A 17,682-nucleotide genomic window follows, 5' to 3' on the forward strand; every position below is an offset into this window, starting at 1 on the left:
TGGATTCCTCCAGTGGCGCACATGCATAGCCGGGGCTCGCGGCGATACAAACACAGATCATGAGTTGTGCTAAAGATTTTAAGGAGGTGGAAATGGCGAATGAAAAATCAGCTGCGGTTGAAGCATTCGAAGCCGAACAGGTTCGGCAAAGATCGACCAGTCTTCTAGATGAGGGTTTGGAGGAAACGTTCCCGGCGTCTGATCAAGTTTCGGCCACCACGACCTCTATACCCTCAGGAACTGGGCGACGGGCAGCATCCGATGCGCCACGTGTCGACCAAGCTCTCGAATCGATCCTTGAACATCGAAATGACCCGTACGTTGAGCCGCGCGAGCAGCTCGCTGCTCTCAGGGACGAGGCCGAGAGCCTGCAGTATCGAGCGACCGACAACGTGAGGAATAGGATCCAACGAAATCCTTGGCAGGCGATCGGCCTTGCTGCCGTAGTCGGCTTTATCGTCGGAATTACGCGATAACTGGACATGAACATCAACAAGGCCTCCCATTGCCGACGTGGGTGGCCGATTTGCTTACAGTACCTAGCTTATTTACCTGCCTTATCAAAGCGAGCGGCGGCCGCCTCGATCTGAGGGCCATTTTCTAGCGACTAGGCGCAGAGCGCTTCAAATGGTTGTCTTAGAGAATGCCCCAAAGGGGTAATTGCGTATTCGACACCAATCGGCTGCGTTGGCAAGACAGTCCTCGTCACCAAACCATTTCGTTCCAGCCTCTTCAGCGCCTCTGCAAGCGCTTTGTGCGTAATCGCGTCGAGACGTCGCTTGATCTCGTTAACCCGTGACGGCTTCGGACAAATCACGGTCAATATAAGTATCGTCCACTTATCTGCAATCTTATCCAGCACGGGACGCACGACCGTCATCTCGTTAAGGGCGCGACAGGATAGAGATTCCGAGTCGATATACTGGTCCATATCTAGGCTACTCAGGGTGCGTAATGGATATCAGATTTACAGCGTATATCATTTCGAGACCGTCAAGTGAAAGGAGATGATGTCCGCGAGTCTTTGAATGCGCCTATACCTATGAAGCGGATGGCACGTCCAGAGGAAGTCGCGGCGGCTACGCTTTTCCTGCTGAGCGACGAGGCAAGCTACATCGCAGGTGTCGAACTTTGCGTCGATGGAGGAATGCGGCAGATCTGAGCCTATGGAAATGAAGCTATCGTAGATGTGGTGCGCTTGCATTCCAAACGAGCGCACCACTTGAGGACTTTACTGTTGAGCAGCCGCGACACCTTCAGACTCCGGCGCGTCCTGTACCTGCTCGCGCGTAACGTTCAACACGATCCGTGCGATCCGGCCCAGCTTCAACCATCGCTGTGTCAGCGCCATTTGCAGGAACTGCACTGTTAGGGCTGTGGCCGTAGTGGATGTCGAAGCTGTAGTCTCTCCCGAAACGCCGGGTGCCGCTTCGGCCTGCTCCCAATCCCCTACATCTCAGGAGAGATTATGAAACTGGTTCGATTTGGCGGGCCGGGCGCAGAGCGCCTTGGCATTTTGGATGGCGAAGGCCGCATTCGCGAGGTGAGCAGCCTTGTTGCGGATTTCGCAGGCGAGGCGGTGTCGCCGGCAAGCCTTCAACGGATCCGCAATGCCGACCTAGCTACCTTGCCGATCGCCGAAAATAGCGCGCGGCTCGGCCCCTGCGTGGCAAAACCCGGACATTTCATCGCGATCGGCCTGAACTATGTCGATCACGCGCATGAATCCAACATGCCCATCCCGAGCGAGCCCGTCGCCTTCAGCAAGGCGCCCTCCTCCATTTCCGGCCCAACCGACGACGTGGTTATGCCGGAAGGATCGGAGAGATCGAATTGGGAAGTGGAGATCGCGATGGTGATCGGCACTGCCGCCTTCAACGTCTCCGAGGCTGATGCTCTCGACCACGTGGCGGGTTTCTGCATCTGCAACGACGTGTTGGAACGCTCCTATCAGATCGAGTGCGGCGGCCAGTGGATCAAGGGCAAGAGCCTGCCGACCTATGGTCCTATCGGCCCCGGGCTCGTTACCCGTGACGAAATTGCCGATGTCCAGAACCTCGGTCTCTGGCTCGATGTCAACGGCGAGCGCCGACAGACCGGTTCGACAAGCTCGATGATCTTCTCGCTTGCCCATATCGTCTCCTACCTGTCGCGTTTCATGCGGCTGGAACCTGGTGATATCATCACGACAGGCACACCGCCCGGTGTCGGAATGGGCATGAAGCCGCCGACCTATCTCAAACGAGGCGATGTGATGACGCTTGGGATCGACGGTTTGGGAGATCAGCGCCAAACTGTCAGGTAGCCCATACAGGCATCGAGCCAAGCACAGCGAATTACATCCGTAGATGCGATTCCGATTTTGCCCGCGTCTATTTCAGAGGCGGGCATTCACAAATTCCGCGCAATGACCAGCCGCTGAATGTCGCTCGTGCCTTCATAGATCTGGCAAATGCGCGCGTCCCGATAGATACGCTCCACCGGATAATCGCTCATATAACCATAACCACCATGGATCTGGATCGCGTCGGAGCAGACGCGTTCGACGATTTCCGATGCAAAGAGCTTCGCCATCGAAGCCTCCGAAAGACAGGGCATCTCGGCCTCCCGCAATGCAGCCGCATGCCAGACGAGTTGTCGGGCCGCTTCAATCTGTGTTGCCATGTCGGCCAGCCGGAAGGCAACGGCCTGGTGATCGAAGATTGCCTTGCCGAAAGCCTTTCTCTCGCGGGCGTAATCGCGCGCCGCCTCGAAGGCCGCCTGCGCCATGCCGACCGATTGCGCCGCAATGCCGATCCTGCCGCCCTCCAGATTGGCAAGCGCGATCCGGTAACCCTCTCCCTCTTCGCCAAGCCTCAAGTCCGCTGGAATCCGCATCTCATTAAACGCGATCTGGCAGGTGTCGGATGCATGAAGGCCGAGTTTCTCCTCGACGCGGATCACCTCATAACCGGGCGTATCGGTCGGAACGATGAAGGCCGTTATGCCCCTCTTGCCCGCGTCGGGATCAGTGACGGCGAAAACTATGATCATCTGGCCGTTCTTGCCCGAGGTGATGAACTGTTTTGCGCCGTCGATCACGTAATGATCGCCATCGCGCCGGGCGCGCGTCTTGAGGTTCGAGGCGTCAGAACCCGCTTGCGGTTCGGTCAGCGCAAAACCTCCGATCCACTCGCCGGACGCAAGACGCGGCAAAAGGCGCTCCTTCTGTTCCTCCGTCCCGAATTTGAGGATCGGCACGCAGCCGACAGAACTGTGGACACTCATGATCGTCGAGCAAGGCCCATCGCCGGCCGCGATCTCTTCGACGGCCGCCGCATAGGCGAGCACACCGGTATCCGATCCGCCATAAGCTTCCGGCACCAGCATGCCGAGCAGCCCGAGCGCACCCATTTCCTGCAACTCTTCACTCGGGAAAAGGTGTTCCCTGTCCCGTTTTGCAGCACCCGACGCCAGGCGCTCGCGGGCAAAGCTGCGGGCCATTTCGCGGATCTGCTGCTGGGTTTCCGAAAGGATCATCGGTCTTCCTCCCGTCAGGATCGTTCGATGGCAATGCCCGTCGCTTCGCCACCGCCGATGCAAAGTGCCGCCATGCCGCGTTTCAGGTCGTAGCGTTCAAGTGCTGCAATCAGCGTCACCAGAATACGCGCGCCGGATGCGCCGATCGGATGACCGAGCGCACAGGCACCGCCATGCACATTGACCTTGTCATGCGGCAGGTCGAGATCCCGCATCGCCGCCATGGCGACGACCGCGAAGGCCTCGTTGATCTCGAACAGGTCGACATCGGAAAGCGACAGGCCCGTCCGGTCGGAGAGCTTTTGCAAGGCACCGATCGGTGCCGTGGCAAAGAGCGCCGGCTCCTGCGAATGCGTGGCATGGCCGATGATCGTAGCGAGCGGCGTAAGCCCCCTGCGTTCGGCTTGCGAACGCCGCATCAGCACCAGTGCCGCCGCGCCATCCGAGATCGAGCTGGAATTGGCAGCCGTCACCGTACCACCCTCACGAAAAGCGGGTTTCAGGGTCGCGATCTTTTCGGGTTTGGCCTTGCCGGGCTGTTCATCCCGATGCGCCACCTGCTCGGTTCTGCCAGATTTGACCGTGACCGGAACGATCTCGCTGTCGAACCAGCCTTCCGCGATCGCCTTCTGCGCCCGCATGAGGGAAGTTACGGCATATTCGTCCTGCGCCTCACGGGTAAACTGATAGGCCTCGGCGCAATCTTCGGCGAATGTGCCCATCAACCGCCCCTTGTCATAGGCGTCTTCGAGCCCGTCGAGAAACATGTGGTCGAGGACGCGGCCATGCCCCAGCCTGTAACCGCCCCGCGCCCGATCCAGAAGATATGGCGCATTGGTCATGCTCTCCATGCCGCCGGCAACAGCAATTGCAGCACTACCGGCGGCAATCAGGTCATGGCTCATCATAACGGCCTTCATGCCGGAACCGCACATCTTGTTGACCGTCGTCGCACCCGCGGCGAAAGGAAGCCCGGCATGGATCGCCGCCTGCCTTGCCGGCGCCTGCCCCTGTCCGGCCGGAAGCACGCAGCCGACGACGACTTCGTCAACCCCATCCGCTTGCACGCCGCTTCTCTCAAGAGCGGCGCGAATGGATACCGCACCGAGATCTGCTGCGGTCACGTCCTTCAATTCGCCCTGAAAGCCGCCGATCGGCGTGCGGGCCGAACCAACGATGACGACGGGATCCTGCAATTGCATCTTGCCTCCTCTGTGCGCCAATCAGCGCGCTCCCATCCGGATTGCGCCGTCGAGGCGAATGACTTCGCCGTTCAGCATGGTGTTTTCCAGGATTTGGCGAACCAGCGCCGCAAACTCGGATGGCCTCCCGAGCCGTGGAGGAAATGGCACACTGCTACCGAGCGCATGGCGCACTTCCTCAGGCATGGCCGCCATCATCGGCGTTTCGAAAACGCCGGGCGCTATGGTCATGACACGAATGCCGTAACGCGCCAGTTCACGGGCGATCGGCAGCGTCATCGCCGCAATCCCGCCTTTGGAGGCCGCATAGGCCGCCTGTCCGACCTGCCCGTCGAATGCCGCGATCGAGGCCGTATTGACGATCACGCCGCGCTCGCTCTCGGCATCGGGTTCGCTATCCCTTATCGCATTGGCCGCAAGCCTGAGCAGGTTGAAGGAGCCGACCAGATTGACATTGATCGTCCGGGCAAAATTTTCGAGTTCATGCGGCCCGTCGCGGCCGATCACCTTCTGCGCGGGCGCGATGCCGGCACAATTGATCAGCCCGCGTAGATTACCAAAGGCTTCCATTGCCGCAGCGACAGCCGCTTCGCCATCCATGGCGCTGGTGACGTCGGTTCGGACGAAATGCACGCGCCCCGCGAATTCCTGGGCGAAGGCCTCACCCTTGTCACGGTCGAGGTCGGCGATCATCACGCGCCCACCAGCCTCGGCCAGCATGCGCACCGTCGCGGCGCCGAGGCCGGAACAGCCGCCGGAGACGATGAAACCGGCATCACGGATCAGCATACGTAACCCTCCCTCGCCGGCAGGCTCCTCAACCCGCATGGCAGATGGCACTTTATAAGCTTTCACTGTTGCAAGCGATGACGGAAGTGATCCATAATTTCGGCCAGTTTTGCCATATGGGCTGAAGTGATGGCTGAGACCGAACGACATATGATCGCCCCGAGCTTTGTCGGGGAAGCGCTCGACAGCCTGAGGCGCAGCGGGCGTCCGACCGAGCCGTTGCTTCGCGATCTCGGCCTGCCGCCTGTCGTCACCGAGCCGGTTTCGGCGCAGACATTCGGGCAATTGTGGCTGGCGATTGCCGCCGAACTCGACGACGAATGTTTCGGCCTCGGCACCCGACCGATGCAGCGCGGCAGCTTTACCCTTCTCTGCCATTGCGTGCTGCATGCCCCGACGCTGGAGCGGGCATTGCGGCGGGCGTTGCGCTTTCTCAACCTCGTTCTCGGTGAGCCGACGGGCCGGCTTATCGTTCATGACGGTATTGCGGAGGTGCAGTTGAGCGACCAGGGAAAGCCTCGATCCGCCTTTGCCTATCGCAGCTACTGGATCATCCTGCATGGGCTTATCTGCTGGCTGGTCGGCCGCCGCATCCCGATCCGCCTCGTCGATTTCCGCTGCGCCGAGCCGGAACAGAGCGCCGATCACCGGCTCTTTTTCGGCGCGCCAATCCGTTTTTCGCAATCCGTCAGCCGGCTGGGCTTTGACGCCGCCATGCTGACCCTGCCGATCTCGCGCAACGAGCAGCAATTGCGGCAGTTCCTGCGCGGCGCACCTGCAAACATCCTGTTGCGCTATCGCTATGACGCCGGAACGGCTGCGGCGGTCAGGCGTCGCCTTACCCAGAGGGAACCTGCCGACTGGGCAAGCTTCGCGACACTCGCCAACGACATGCGCATGTCGTCTTCGACGCTTCGCCACCGCCTGCATGACGAGGGCCAAAGTTATGCCGGCATAAAGGACGAGATCCGCCGCGACCTCGCCTGCGGTATGCTGACCAATACGGGCGAAACCGTCAGCGAGATCGCCACCCGTCTCGGCTATTCCGAACCGAGCGCCTTCTATCGGGCATTCAAGAAATGGATGGGGCAAAGCCCAGAAGCCTTCCGAAAGAGCCAGACGAGCCTGTAGCCGGCTCATCTGTGGCAAAACTGTCCGAAAATTCACAGCAGTTCTGTCATGGCTTGCCATTGGCGCTGCGAATACCATTCTTTTCCAATCGACACGCTTTTGAGGAGAAGCAGGTCGATCGGGAGGAAATATGGTTGATACAGGTCATCTGAGCCTGCACGTTCCGGAGCCTGCAGTGCGTCCGGGCGGGCAGCCCGATTTTTCCAACGTGAAGATCGCAAGGGCTGGCGCTGTGCCGCGCCCGGACGTGGATGCGCCAGCCGAAGACATTCGCGATCTCGCCTATTCGATCATCCGCGTGCTGAACCGGGATGGCGAGGCAGTCGGCCCCTGGGCCGGACTTTTGTCCGATGACGACCTGAGAACCGGCCTGCGCCACATGATGACGCTCCGGGCCTTCGATGCCCGCATGCTGATGGCGCAGCGGCAAGGCAAGACGTCGTTTTACATGCAGCATCTGGGCGAGGAAGCCGTCAGCTGTGCCTTTCGCAAAGCCTTGAACAAGGGCGACATGAATTTCCCCACCTACCGACAGGCAGGCCTTCTCATCGCCGACGACTATCCGATGGTCGAGATGATGAACCAGATCTATTCCAACGAAAGCGACCCGTTGCGCGGCCGGCAGCTGCCGATCATGTATTCGTCGAAGGAGCATGGCTTCTTCACGATTTCCGGCAATCTCGCCACGCAATATGTGCAGGCCGTCGGCTGGGCCATGGCGTCGGCGATCAAGAACGACAGCCGCATTGCCGCCGCCTGGATCGGTGACGGATCGACGGCGGAATCGGATTTTCATTCGGCGCTGGTCTTCGCCTCGACTTACCGGGCGCCGGTCATCCTCAACGTCGTCAACAACCAGTGGGCCATCTCGACATTTCAGGGCATCGCCCGCGGCGGCTCCGGCACCTTTGCCGCCCGCGGCCTCGGTTTCGGCATTCCGGCGCTGAGGGTCGATGGCAATGATTATTTGGCCGTGCATGCCGTCGCCTGTTGGGCGGCGGAGCGGGCAAGGCGCAATCTCGGGCCGACGCTGATCGAATACGTCACCTACCGGGTCGGCGCGCATTCCACCTCCGACGACCCGAGCGCCTACCGTCCGAAGACGGAATCCGAAGCCTGGCCGCTTGGAGATCCGGTCTTGCGGTTGAAGAAACACCTGATCCTGCGCGGCCTCTGGTCTGAAGAACGGCATGTGCAGGCGGAAGCGGAAATCGCGGACGAGGTGATCGCCGCCCAGCGCAAGGCCGAGGAACACGGAACGATGCATGCCGGCGGCAGGCCCTCCGTGCGCGATATCTTCGAAGGCGTCTATGCCGAGATGCCGCCGCATCTGCGCCGCCAGCGGCAGAAGGCGGGATACTGACATGGCCCGGATGACGATGATCGAGGCGGTGAGAAGCGCCATGGATGTCGCGATGGGGCGGGATGAGGATGTCGTGGTCTTCGGCGAGGATGTCGGTTATTTCGGCGGCGTTTTCCGCTGTACGCAAGGGTTGCAGGCGAAATACGGCAAGACCCGCTGTTTCGACACGCCGATCAACGAATCCGGCATCGTCGGCACCGCCATCGGCATGGCCGCCTATGGGCTGAAACCCTGCGTCGAAATCCAGTTCGCCGACTATATGTACCCCGCCTATGACCAGCTGACGCAGGAGGCCGCGCGCATCCGCTATCGCTCCAACGGCGATTTCACCTGCCCGATCGTGGTGCGCATGCCCACCGGCGGCGGTATTTTTGGCGGACAGACCCATAGCCAGAGCCCGGAAGCTCTGTTCACCCACGTCTGCGGCCTCAAGGTCGTCGTGCCATCCAATCCCTATGATGCCAAGGGCCTGCTGATTGCCGCGATCGAAGATCCCGACCCGGTGATGTTCCTCGAGCCGAAGCGGCTCTATAACGGCCCGTTCGACGGGCATCACGAACGGCCGGTCACCCCTTGGTCGAAACACTCACTCGGCGATGTGCCGGATGACTATTATTCGATCCCGATCGGCAGGGCGGAAGTGCGCCGGCAAGGTTCGGCCGTCACCGTGATTGCCTATGGCACGATGGTGCATGTGGCACTCGCCGCCGCCGAAGATACCGGCATTGATGCCGAAGTCATCGATCTCAGAAGCCTTCTGCCGCTCGATCTAGATGCGATCGTGAGGTCGGTCTCCAAGACAGGGCGCTGCGTTATCGTGCATGAAGCAACGCTCACCTCCGGCTTCGGCGGGGAGATCGCAGCATTGGTGCAGGAACATTGCTTCTATCATCTCGAAGCCCCGGTCATGCGCGTCGCCGGCTGGGATACGCCTTACCCGCATGCGCAGGAATGGGACTATTTTCCCGGCCCCGCCCGCGTCGGGCGCGCGCTGACCGACGTCATGGAGGCCTGAGCCATGGGCGAGTTCACCATCAAGATGCCGGATGTCGGCGAAGGCGTTGCCGAAGCCGAGCTTGTCGAATGGCTGGTGAAGGTCGGCGATCCCGTGCGCGAGGACATGACGGTCGCCGCCGTGATGACCGACAAGGCGACGGTGGAAATTCCTACCCCCGTCAGCGGAACCGTGATCTGGCTCGGCGGCGAGATCGGCGACACGATCGCAGTCCGGGCACCGCTGATCCGGATCGAGACGGAAGGTGGCAGCAACGAAGTCACCGCTCCTGAGCCGGTCAAGGCCGAAGAACCTAGGCCAGAGAAGGCCGAGCCCGCTGAAAAACCAACGAAACCTGCCACGCCCGTTACGTCACCGGCACCGTCCCTCTCTTCAACCCTATCAACGGAGATGGACAAGCCGCTTGCCGCTCCATCGGTGCGGCTGCTGGCACGAGACAACGGCATAGACCTTCGCCAGTTGAGCGGAACGGGGCCGGCCGGGCGCATCCTGCGCGAGGATGTCGAGCAATTCCTTGCCCATGGCAAGGAGGCACCGGCCCCGCAGCAGGGTTTTGCCAGGAAGACCTCGAAGGAGGAGATCAAGCTCACCGGCCTTCGCCGCCGCATCGCCGAGAAGATGACGCTTTCCACCTCGCGCATCCCTCATATCACCTATGTGGAAGAGGTCGACGTGACGGCGCTGGAGGAGTTGCGGGCGACGATGAACAGTGCGCGCAAGCCCGACCAACCGAAACTCACGCTCCTTCCTTTCCTGATGCGGGCAATGGTCAAGGCGGTAACCGATCAGCCCGACATCAACGCTACATTCGATGATGATGCCGGTATACTGACCCGGTCCGGCGCGGTGAATATCGGTATCGCCACCCAGACACCGTCAGGCCTCACCGTACCGGTCGTCAGGCACGCAGAAGCACGCAGTATCTGGGATTGCGCAACGGAAATGAACCGGCTGGCGGAGGCCGCCCGTTCCGGTACCGCCACGCGTGACGAGCTGACCGGTTCGACCATCACCATCAGTTCGCTCGGCGCGCTCGGCGGCATCGTCTCAACGCCGGTCATCAATCATCCGGAAGTGGCGATCGTCGGCGTCAACAAGATCGCCACCCGCCCGCTCTGGGATGGGGCGCAATTCGTGCCGCGCAAGATGATGAACCTCTCCTCCAGCTTCGACCACCGCATCATAGACGGTTTTGACGCGGCAACCTTTATCCAGCGCCTGCGCACACTGCTTGAAACTCCAGCCCTGATCTTCATCGAAGGGTGAGCCATGAAAGAGATTTCCTGCAAGCTTCTCGTCATCGGCGCCGGCCCCGGCGGTTATGCCTGCGCCATCCGCGCCGGCCAGCTCGGCATCGATACGGTCATCGTCGAGGCTGCCAAGCCCGGCGGCACCTGCCTCACCATCGGCTGCATCCCTTCCAAGGCGCTGATCCACGCGGCGGAGGTTTTTGATGCAACACGGCAGATGGCAGGCGGACGCAATGCAATGGGCATTCGCGTCGATCAACCGTCGATCGATCTTGCCGGCACCATGACCTGGAAGGACGGCATTGTCGGGCGGCTGACAAGCGGTGTTTCCGGCCTGTTGCAGAAGGCCCGCGTCAAGATCGTTTCCGGCCGCGCCCGTTTCCGTGACGGCAAGACGGTGGAGGTGGAAACCGAAACCGGCCAGCAGATCGTTCGCGCGGAAACCGTGGTGATCGCCACAGGCTCCGACCCGGTCGAACTTCCAGCCCTGCCCTTCGGTGGACCCGTCATCTCCTCGACCGAAGCACTGTCGCTTAGGCAAGTGCCGAACAGGCTCATCGTGGTCGGCGGCGGTTATATCGGGCTGGAGCTCGGCACCGCTTTTGCGAAGCTCGGATCGGAGGTAACCGTGGTGGAAGCGACGGCGCAGATCCTGCCGATCTACGATGCCGACCTGATCAAGCCTGTGACACGCAGGCTGACTGAGCGCGGCATCAGGCTTTTCACCAACACCAAAGCGATCGGGCTTTCCGAGAAGGGCGATGCGCTGGTTGTCGAAGGACCGGATAGACGGCAGGAACTGCCGGCAGATCATATCCTCGTTGCCGTCGGCCGCCGTCCGCGCAGCGTCGGGTCCGGGCTTGAAGACCTCGATCTCGATCGATCCGGTCCATACCTGCGTATCGACGATCGCTGTCGCACTTCGATGCGTGGCGTCTATGCGATCGGCGATGTCACCGGCGAACCGATGCTGGCGCATCGCGCCATCGCGCAGGGCGAGATGGTGGCGGAGATAGTTGCGGGGAAAAAGCGCGCCTGGGACAAGCGCTCCATCCCCTCGATCTGCTTCACCGATCCGGAAATCGTCAGCGCCGGGCTTTCACCGGCAGAAGCACGCGCTCAAGGCTACGAAGTGAAGGTCGGGCAGTTCCCCTTCACCGCCAATGGAAGGGCGATGACGATGCAGGACGAAGACGGTTTTGTCCGCATTGTGGCGCGGGCCGATACCAATCTCGTACTGGGGCTGCAGGCGGTCGGGTCAGGCGTATCCGAACTTTCGGCGGCATTTTCGCTGGCAATCGAGATGGGGGCTCGGCTGGAGGATATCGCCGGCACGATCCATGTCCATCCGACACGCAGCGAAGCCCTGCAGGAGGCGGCGCTCAAGGCGATGGGACACGCGCTGCATATCTAAACGGAACGGCTATCTGGGAGGAGGCCCGATGACTGACATGGATTTTGGCCTTAGCGATATGGCTCGCTCGATCCGCGAGACGACGCAGCGTTTTGCGCGCGAACGCATTGTGCCAATCGCCACTGAGATCGATGCGAAGGATCGCTTTCCCATCGAACTCTGGCCGGAAATGGGTGCGCTCGGGCTGCATGGCATCACGGTTGCGGAAGACGATGGCGGGCTTGGACTGGGTTATCTGGAACATGTCATCGCCTGCGAGGAGGTAAGCCGCGCCTCGGCCTCCGTTGGCCTGTCCTACGGAGCGCATTCCAACCTCTGCATCAACCAGATCGCACGCTGGGCAACGCCCGATCAGAAGGCAAGATATCTCCCCGGCCTGATTTCCGGAGACCATGTCGGAAGCCTCGCCATGTCGGAGACAGGTGCAGGTTCGGATGTCGTCTCCATGCGATTGCGAGCCGACAGGGTCGAAGGCGGCTTTCGCCTCACCGGCACCAAATTCTGGATCACCAATGCGCCCTATGCCCAGACCCTCGTCGTCTACGCCAAGACGGAACCCGACGCCGGATCGAAGGGCATCACCGCCTTCCTGATCGAGAAGGGTTTTGCCGGTTTTTCCATCGGCCAGAAGATCGACAAGGTCGGCATGCGCGGCTCGCCGACCGCCGAGCTCGTTTTCAACGACTGCTTCGTGCCGCAGGAAAATCTCATGGGACCGCTGAACTGCGGCGCGAAAGTGCTGATGTCCGGCCTCGATTACGAGCGGGTCGTGCTGTCCGGCATCCAGCTCGGCATCATGCAGGCCTGCCTCGATGTCGTGTTGCCTTACCTGCGGGAGCGAAAACAGTTCGGAGTGCCGATCGGCAGTTTCCAGCTGATGCAGGCCAAGGTCGCCGATATGGTCGTGGCGCTGAACTCAGCCCGGGCCTATGTCTATGCCGTGGCACGCGCCTGCGATGCAGGCCGCACAACAAGGCAGGACGCCGCCGGTGCCATCCTCTATGCGTCGGAAAGCGCAGTAAAGGTCGCCGAACAGGCTATCCAGGCGCTCGGAGGCGCGGGCTATACGAAGGATTGGCCGGTGGAGCGTTTCTGGCGCGACGCCAAGCTGCTCGATATCGGTGCCGGCACCAATGAAGTGCGCCGCATGCTGATCGGCCGGGAAGTGATTGGTGCGGGGGGCAACGGCTGATGCCCCAGATCCGGACCACGCTCGATCGCAATTCCGAAGGCTTCAAGGCCAATGAGGCGCATAACCGCGCGCTTTCCGAAGAACTGCGGGAGAAAGTTGCGGCGGCTGCGCGCGGCGGATCGGAAAGCCATCGCGAGCGCCATGTCGCACGCGGAAAGCTGTTGCCCAGAGACCGGGTGCAGCGGCTGCTAGATCCCGGCTCGCCGCTCTTGGAAATCGGCCAGCTTGCAGCAGGCGGCATGTATGGCGATGAAGCACCGGCTGCTGGAATGATCACCGGCATCGGTCGGGTGTCGGGCCGCGAATGCATGATCGTCGCGCATGACCCGACGGTGAAGGGCGGCGCCTATTTCCCGATGACGGTGAAGAAGCATTTGCGGGCACAGGAGATCGCGTCTGAAAACCGCCTGCCCTGCATCTATCTGGTTGATTCCGGCGGGGCCAACCTGCCGCATCAGGCGGAAGTCTTTCCGGACCGCGATCATTTCGGCCGGATCTTCTACAATCAGGCGCAGATGTCGGCGGCGGGTATCGCGCAGATCGCCTGCGTGATGGGAAGCTGCACGGCGGGCGGCGCCTATGTTCCGGCCATGTCCGACGAGACGGTGATCGTGCGCAATCAGGGCACGATCTTCCTCGCCGGCCCGCCGCTGGTGAAGGCCGCGACCGGTGAAGTGATTTCGGCCGAGGAACTGGGCGGCGCGGAAACCCATGGAAGAAAATCAGGCGTCGTCGATCATGTCGCCGAGAATGACGAACATGCGCTGTTGATCGTCCGGGATATCGTGGCGACCCTCAACCGGCCAAAGGCAGTCGATATCGAGATCGCAAATCCGCGCCCTCCTCTGCGGGAGACGTCAGAGCTTTACGGCGTCGTGCCGCAGGATGTGCGCACGCCCTATGATGTGCGCGAGGTCATCGCCCGCGTCGTCGACGGATCGGAACTGCAGGAGTTCAAGCCCCTCTACGGTTCGACGCTCGTCTGCGGTTTTGCCCGCATCTGGGGTATTCCGGTCGCCATTCTGGCCAATAGTGGCGTGCTGTTTTCGGAAAGCGCCTTGAAGGGCGCGCATTTCATCGAGCTTGCCTGCCAGCGCCGTATTCCGCTGCTGTTCCTGCAGAATATTTCCGGCTTCATGGTCGGCGGCAGATATGAGGCGGAAGGCATTGCCAAGAACGGTGCAAAGCTGGTGACGGCTGTCACAACGGCTTCCGTTCCAAAGATCACCGTGCTGATCGGCGGCAGTTTCGGCGCCGGCAATTACGGCATGTGCGGTCGCGCCTACCAGCCACGCTTCCTGTTTTCATGGCCGAATGCGCGGATTTCCGTCATGGGCGGCGAACAGGCGGCATCCGTCCTCGCCTCCGTGCATCGCAATGCCGAGACATGGAGTGCAGCGGAAGCGGAAGCCTTCAAGACCCCGATCCGGCAGAAATACGAGGACGAGGGCAATCCGTATTACGCAACCGCCAGGCTTTGGGACGACGGCGTAATCGATCCCGCCCAGACCCGCGACGTGCTGGGGCTGGCCTTCTCCGCAGTGCTGAACGCGCCGATCCCCGACCGTGCGCAGTTCGGCCTGTTTAGGATGTGAGGAGGATGACCGGTGATTGAAAGCCTGCTGATCGCCAATCGCGGAGAAATCGCCCGCCGCATCATCCGCACCGCAAGCCGGCTCGGCATTCGCACCATTGCCGTATATTCCGATGCAGATGCCGCCATGCCCTTTGTGCGCGAGGCCGATCAAGCGGTACATATCGGTCCAGCCGCGGCGCGAGACAGCTATCTCCGCCATGACCGTATTCTCGACGCGGCCCGACAGACAGGCGCTCAGGCGATTCATCCCGGCTACGGGTTTCTGTCGGAAAATGCCGAATTTGCAGAGGCTGTTATCGCGAATGGGCTGACATGGGTGGGCGCTCCGCCCGCCGCCATCCGCGCCATGGGGCTGAAGGACGCCGCCAAGCAACGGATGATCGCCACAAACGTGCCGGTCACGCCGGGTTATCTCGGCGAAGACCAGAATCCCGCCCGGCTGCAGCGGGAAGCCGAAGCGATCGGTTATCCGGTGCTGATCAAGGCCGTTGCGGGCGGCGGCGGCAAAGGCATGCGCAAGGTCGATACGGCTTCCGATTTTCTCGCAGCACTAGAAAGCTGCCGGCGCGAGGCGGCTTCCTCCTTTGGTGACGACCGGGTTCTGATCGAGAAATACATCCTGTCGCCGCGGCATATCGAGGTTCAGGTTTTTGGCGATACGTTCGGCAATGTCGTGCATCTCTTCGAGCGCGACTGCTCATTGCAGCGCCGCCATCAGAAGGTGATTGAGGAAGCCCCCGCACCGGGTATGGACGCGGCAACACGCGACGCCGTCTGCGATGCCGCCGTCAAAGCAGCAAGGGCGGTGGAATATGTCGGGGCCGGAACGGTTGAGTTTATTGCCGATGCCTCCGAAGGACTGCGTGCCGACCGCATCTGGTTCATGGAAATGAACACGCGGCTGCAGGTAGAACATCCGGTTACCGAGGCAATTACCGGGCAGGATCTGGTGGAATGGCAGATCCGGGTCGCTTCGGGCGAGCGCTTGCCACTGAGGCAGGACGAGCTTTCCATCAACGGCTGGGCGATGGAGGCGCGGCTTTACGCCGAAAACCCGTCCAACAATTTCCTGCCCTCCACCGGCCTGTTGGAGCATCTGCGCCTTCCGCCAAGCGTTCGCGTCGATAGCGGCGTCGAGCAAGGCGGCGAGGTGACCGCCCATTACGACCCGATGATCGCCAAGCTGATCAGCCATGCCCCAGGCCGCCGACAGGCAGCAAACACACTTACCCATGCCATGGCGAGCGTCGAAATCTGGCCCGTTCGCACCAATGCCGCCTTTCTGGCACGCACCTTGAAACACCCGGATTTTCTGGAGGGCGCCGTCGATACCGGCTTCATCGCCCGCCATCTGGCCGATCTTGTTCCATCGACAGAACCCGACGAGCGCGTGTTGCAGGCGGCTGCCGCAGCACTCCTGCCGACCGGCGCGCAGGAGCCATGGACCGCGCTTGCCGGATTCCGCCTGAATGCGGAGGCCTATCGGCTGGTGAGCGTGGAAGTAGACGGCCGCCCCTATCTGGTGACCCTGGACCCTTCCCGGCGCAAAAGCTGTAATGGCCCCGCAGATGTCGTCTTTGTCGATGGCGCGGCATGGCCTTTCAGCTCGCCTCGCGCCGATCACGCCAGTGGAAGCCACAACCATGCGGATGGCGCGATCATCGCCCCCATGCCCGGCACCGTCATCGCCGTATCTGTCGGTGAGGGAGAGAAGGTCGTCCGCGGCCAGCCACTCGTGGTGATCGAGGCAATGAAGATGGAACAGACGTTGAGTGCGCCTTTCGACGGCACCGTTGTCGAACTCAAGGCCATGTCCGGCGCACAGGTTACGGAAGGCAGCCTGCTCGTGCGCATCGAGGGAGACCAATGATGGCCGGACGCTATTTCGAGGACTGGACCATCGGCGACCGGATCGCCCACGAGATCCGCCGCACGGTGACGGAAACCGACAATCTCCTCTTCTCCACCATGACCCATAATCCACAGCCGCTGCATCTCGATATCGAGGCGGCAAAGGCGAGCGAATTCGGCCGGATCATCGTCAACGGCACCTTCACCTTCGCGCTGATGGTCGGGCTTTCCGTCAGCGATACGACGCTCGGAACACTCGTTGCCAATCTGGGTTACGACAAGCTCACCATGCCCAAGCCGGTCTTTATTGGCGACACGATGAGGGCGGAAACCGAAATAGTCGAGCTGAAGGAAAGCCGTTCGCGACCAGCGGCCGGTATCGTCACCTTCCGCCATGAACTGATCAACCAGCGCAACGAGATCGTCTGCCAATGCCTGCGCAGCGCCCTTCTTCACCGGAGGCCGCAATGACATTGCGCTCCCTGCTTTTCGTCCCCGGTGACCGGCCGGACCGGATGGAAAAAGCGCTCGGGCTGGATGCCGATGCGCTGATCCTCGACCTGGAAGATTCCGTCGCGCTCGAGGCAAAGGCGGCGGCGAGGCAAATGACCGCCGAATTTCTCCGTTCCGCCAGACGAGACCGAAAACTCTTCGTCCGAATAAACCCGCTCGACAGCGGCTTTCTGGGGGATGATCTCGACACGTTGAAGGATGTGAAGCCCGATGCTTTCGTGCTGCCTAAAGCCGAGGGGGGAGCAAGTGTCGAGGCGATGGCTGTACGCGCTCCGGGCATTCCCATCCTGCCGATTGCCACCGAAACGCCGGCGGCGGTGTTCGAACTCGGCAGTTATCGAAGCGTCCGGCATTTGATCCTTGGCCTCACCTGGGGCGCGGAAGACCTGCCGGCTGCAATCGGCGCCACGGGTTCACGCGACGAGGACGGGCGCTATACACCACCCTATGAAATGCTCCGCTCGCTCACCCTCTTCGGCGCGCATGCCGCAGGCGTGGAGGCAATCGAAACGGTCTATCCGGCATTTCGTGATCTCGACGGGCTGGCCGTCTATGCCCGGCGTGCAAGACGGGACGGCTTTACCGGCATGATGGCGATCCATCCCGAACAGCTGCCTGTCATCAATGCGGCATTCACCCCGACAGCCGAGGAATTGGCGCAGGCACAGGCGATTGTGGACGCATTTTCCGCCAATCCGGGACAGGGAGTGCTTAACTTCAACGGCCGGATGATCGATAAACCGCATTTGAAACAGGCAAGACGACTGCTTGGGCTTGCCGAAAGGCAGTCGCCGTGATTCAACAACGCCGACAAAGCCGCGTTTGAGCGGCCGATCCATATCTCTA

Annotated in this window: 15 protein-coding genes and 2 pseudogenes; 13 read left to right on the forward strand and 4 right to left on the reverse strand. The window is 61.4% G+C overall.

Annotated features, from left to right (window positions below; translation table 11 throughout):
- Positions 1 to 92: 92 nt before the first annotated feature.
- Positions 93 to 476: a glycine zipper domain-containing protein gene (locus ACI3K0_RS13655; RefSeq protein ID WP_206827863.1), complete on the forward strand. Its 384-nt coding sequence runs from the start codon at positions 93 to 95 to the stop codon at positions 474 to 476.
- A 134-nt stretch (positions 477 to 610) separates the two neighbouring features.
- Here the strand turns inward: ACI3K0_RS13655 and ACI3K0_RS13660 are convergent.
- Positions 611 to 931 (reverse strand): annotated as a pseudogene (locus ACI3K0_RS13660) (winged helix-turn-helix transcriptional regulator); the annotation flags it as partial.
- An 84-nt stretch (positions 932 to 1,015) separates the two neighbouring features.
- Here ACI3K0_RS13660 and ACI3K0_RS13665 point away from each other — a divergent pair.
- Positions 1,016 to 1,162: pseudogene (locus tag ACI3K0_RS13665) on the forward strand (SDR family oxidoreductase); the annotation flags it as partial.
- 306 nt (positions 1,163 to 1,468) lie between these two features.
- The gene (locus ACI3K0_RS13670; protein WP_404945444.1) at positions 1,469 to 2,305 is read left to right on the forward strand and encodes a fumarylacetoacetate hydrolase family protein; all 837 of its coding nucleotides are present in this window, start codon (positions 1,469 to 1,471) and stop codon (positions 2,303 to 2,305) included.
- An 86-nt stretch (positions 2,306 to 2,391) separates the two neighbouring features.
- On the opposite strand, the gene ACI3K0_RS13675 is transcribed toward ACI3K0_RS13670, so the two are convergent.
- Genes ACI3K0_RS13675 through ACI3K0_RS13685 form a run of 3 tightly spaced genes read right to left on the reverse strand, consistent with a single transcriptional unit; the run spans position 2,392 to position 5,510 of the window.
- Positions 2,392 to 3,519 (reverse strand): acyl-CoA dehydrogenase family protein, encoded by a 1,128-nt coding sequence (locus ACI3K0_RS13675; RefSeq protein ID WP_404945445.1) that lies wholly within the window; start codon positions 3,517 to 3,519, stop codon positions 2,392 to 2,394.
- Between the two features lie 14 nt (positions 3,520 to 3,533).
- The gene (locus ACI3K0_RS13680) at positions 3,534 to 4,721 is read right to left on the reverse strand and encodes an acetyl-CoA C-acyltransferase (RefSeq protein ID WP_206827868.1); all 1,188 of its coding nucleotides are present in this window, start codon (positions 4,719 to 4,721) and stop codon (positions 3,534 to 3,536) included.
- 21 nt (positions 4,722 to 4,742) lie between these two features.
- Positions 4,743 to 5,510 (reverse strand): SDR family NAD(P)-dependent oxidoreductase, encoded by a 768-nt coding sequence (locus ACI3K0_RS13685; RefSeq protein WP_404945446.1) that lies wholly within the window; start codon positions 5,508 to 5,510, stop codon positions 4,743 to 4,745.
- Positions 5,511 to 5,639: 129 nt separating this feature from the next.
- Here ACI3K0_RS13685 and ACI3K0_RS13690 point away from each other — a divergent pair, with 129 nt between their 5' ends.
- The 10 genes from ACI3K0_RS13690 (at position 5,640) to ACI3K0_RS13735 (ending at position 17,633) form a co-directional block, all read left to right on the forward strand.
- The gene (locus ACI3K0_RS13690; protein WP_404945447.1) at positions 5,640 to 6,641 is read left to right on the forward strand and encodes an AraC family transcriptional regulator; all 1,002 of its coding nucleotides are present in this window, start codon (positions 5,640 to 5,642) and stop codon (positions 6,639 to 6,641) included.
- A gap of 130 nt (positions 6,642 to 6,771) precedes the next feature.
- Entirely contained in the window at positions 6,772 to 8,004 is a 1,233-nt protein-coding gene (locus tag ACI3K0_RS13695; protein WP_206827873.1) for a 3-methyl-2-oxobutanoate dehydrogenase (2-methylpropanoyl-transferring) subunit alpha, read from the forward strand.
- Position 8,005: 1 nt separating this feature from the next.
- A complete protein-coding gene (locus tag ACI3K0_RS13700; protein WP_206827875.1) occupies positions 8,006 to 9,019 on the forward strand; it encodes an alpha-ketoacid dehydrogenase subunit beta in 1,014 nt (337 codons plus the stop codon).
- Positions 9,020 to 9,022: 3 nt separating this feature from the next.
- Positions 9,023 to 10,285 carry a dihydrolipoamide acetyltransferase family protein gene (locus ACI3K0_RS13705; protein WP_404945448.1) on the forward strand — a complete coding sequence of 421 codons (1,263 nt, stop codon included), beginning with the start codon at positions 9,023 to 9,025 and terminating at the stop codon, positions 10,283 to 10,285.
- A 3-nt stretch (positions 10,286 to 10,288) separates the two neighbouring features.
- A complete protein-coding gene (gene lpdA, locus ACI3K0_RS13710) occupies positions 10,289 to 11,683 on the forward strand; it encodes a dihydrolipoyl dehydrogenase (protein ID WP_404945449.1) in 1,395 nt (464 codons plus the stop codon).
- A 28-nt stretch (positions 11,684 to 11,711) separates the two neighbouring features.
- Positions 11,712 to 12,875 (forward strand): acyl-CoA dehydrogenase family protein, encoded by a 1,164-nt coding sequence (locus ACI3K0_RS13715; protein WP_404945450.1) that lies wholly within the window; start codon positions 11,712 to 11,714, stop codon positions 12,873 to 12,875.
- Positions 12,875 to 14,470 (forward strand): carboxyl transferase domain-containing protein, encoded by a 1,596-nt coding sequence (locus ACI3K0_RS13720; RefSeq protein WP_404945451.1) that lies wholly within the window; start codon positions 12,875 to 12,877, stop codon positions 14,468 to 14,470. Before ACI3K0_RS13715 ends, ACI3K0_RS13720 begins: the two co-directional genes overlap by 1 nt.
- A 12-nt stretch (positions 14,471 to 14,482) precedes the next feature.
- The gene (locus ACI3K0_RS13725) at positions 14,483 to 16,342 is read left to right on the forward strand and encodes an acetyl/propionyl/methylcrotonyl-CoA carboxylase subunit alpha (RefSeq protein ID WP_404945452.1); all 1,860 of its coding nucleotides are present in this window, start codon (positions 14,483 to 14,485) and stop codon (positions 16,340 to 16,342) included.
- Entirely contained in the window at positions 16,342 to 16,794 is a 453-nt protein-coding gene (locus ACI3K0_RS13730) for a MaoC family dehydratase (protein WP_206827887.1), read from the forward strand. Before ACI3K0_RS13725 ends, ACI3K0_RS13730 begins: the two co-directional genes overlap by 1 nt.
- Positions 16,791 to 17,633, forward strand: coding sequence for an HpcH/HpaI aldolase/citrate lyase family protein (locus ACI3K0_RS13735; RefSeq protein ID WP_404945453.1), 843 nt, complete (start codon positions 16,791 to 16,793; stop codon positions 17,631 to 17,633). The genes ACI3K0_RS13730 and ACI3K0_RS13735 overlap by 4 nt, the downstream gene beginning before the upstream one ends.
- Positions 17,634 to 17,682 lie beyond the last annotated feature (49 nt).

It is taken from the genome of Rhizobium sp. ZW T2_16, from assembly GCF_044987325.1.
GTDB lineage: Bacteria > Pseudomonadota > Alphaproteobacteria > Rhizobiales > Rhizobiaceae > Neorhizobium > Neorhizobium cellulosilyticum.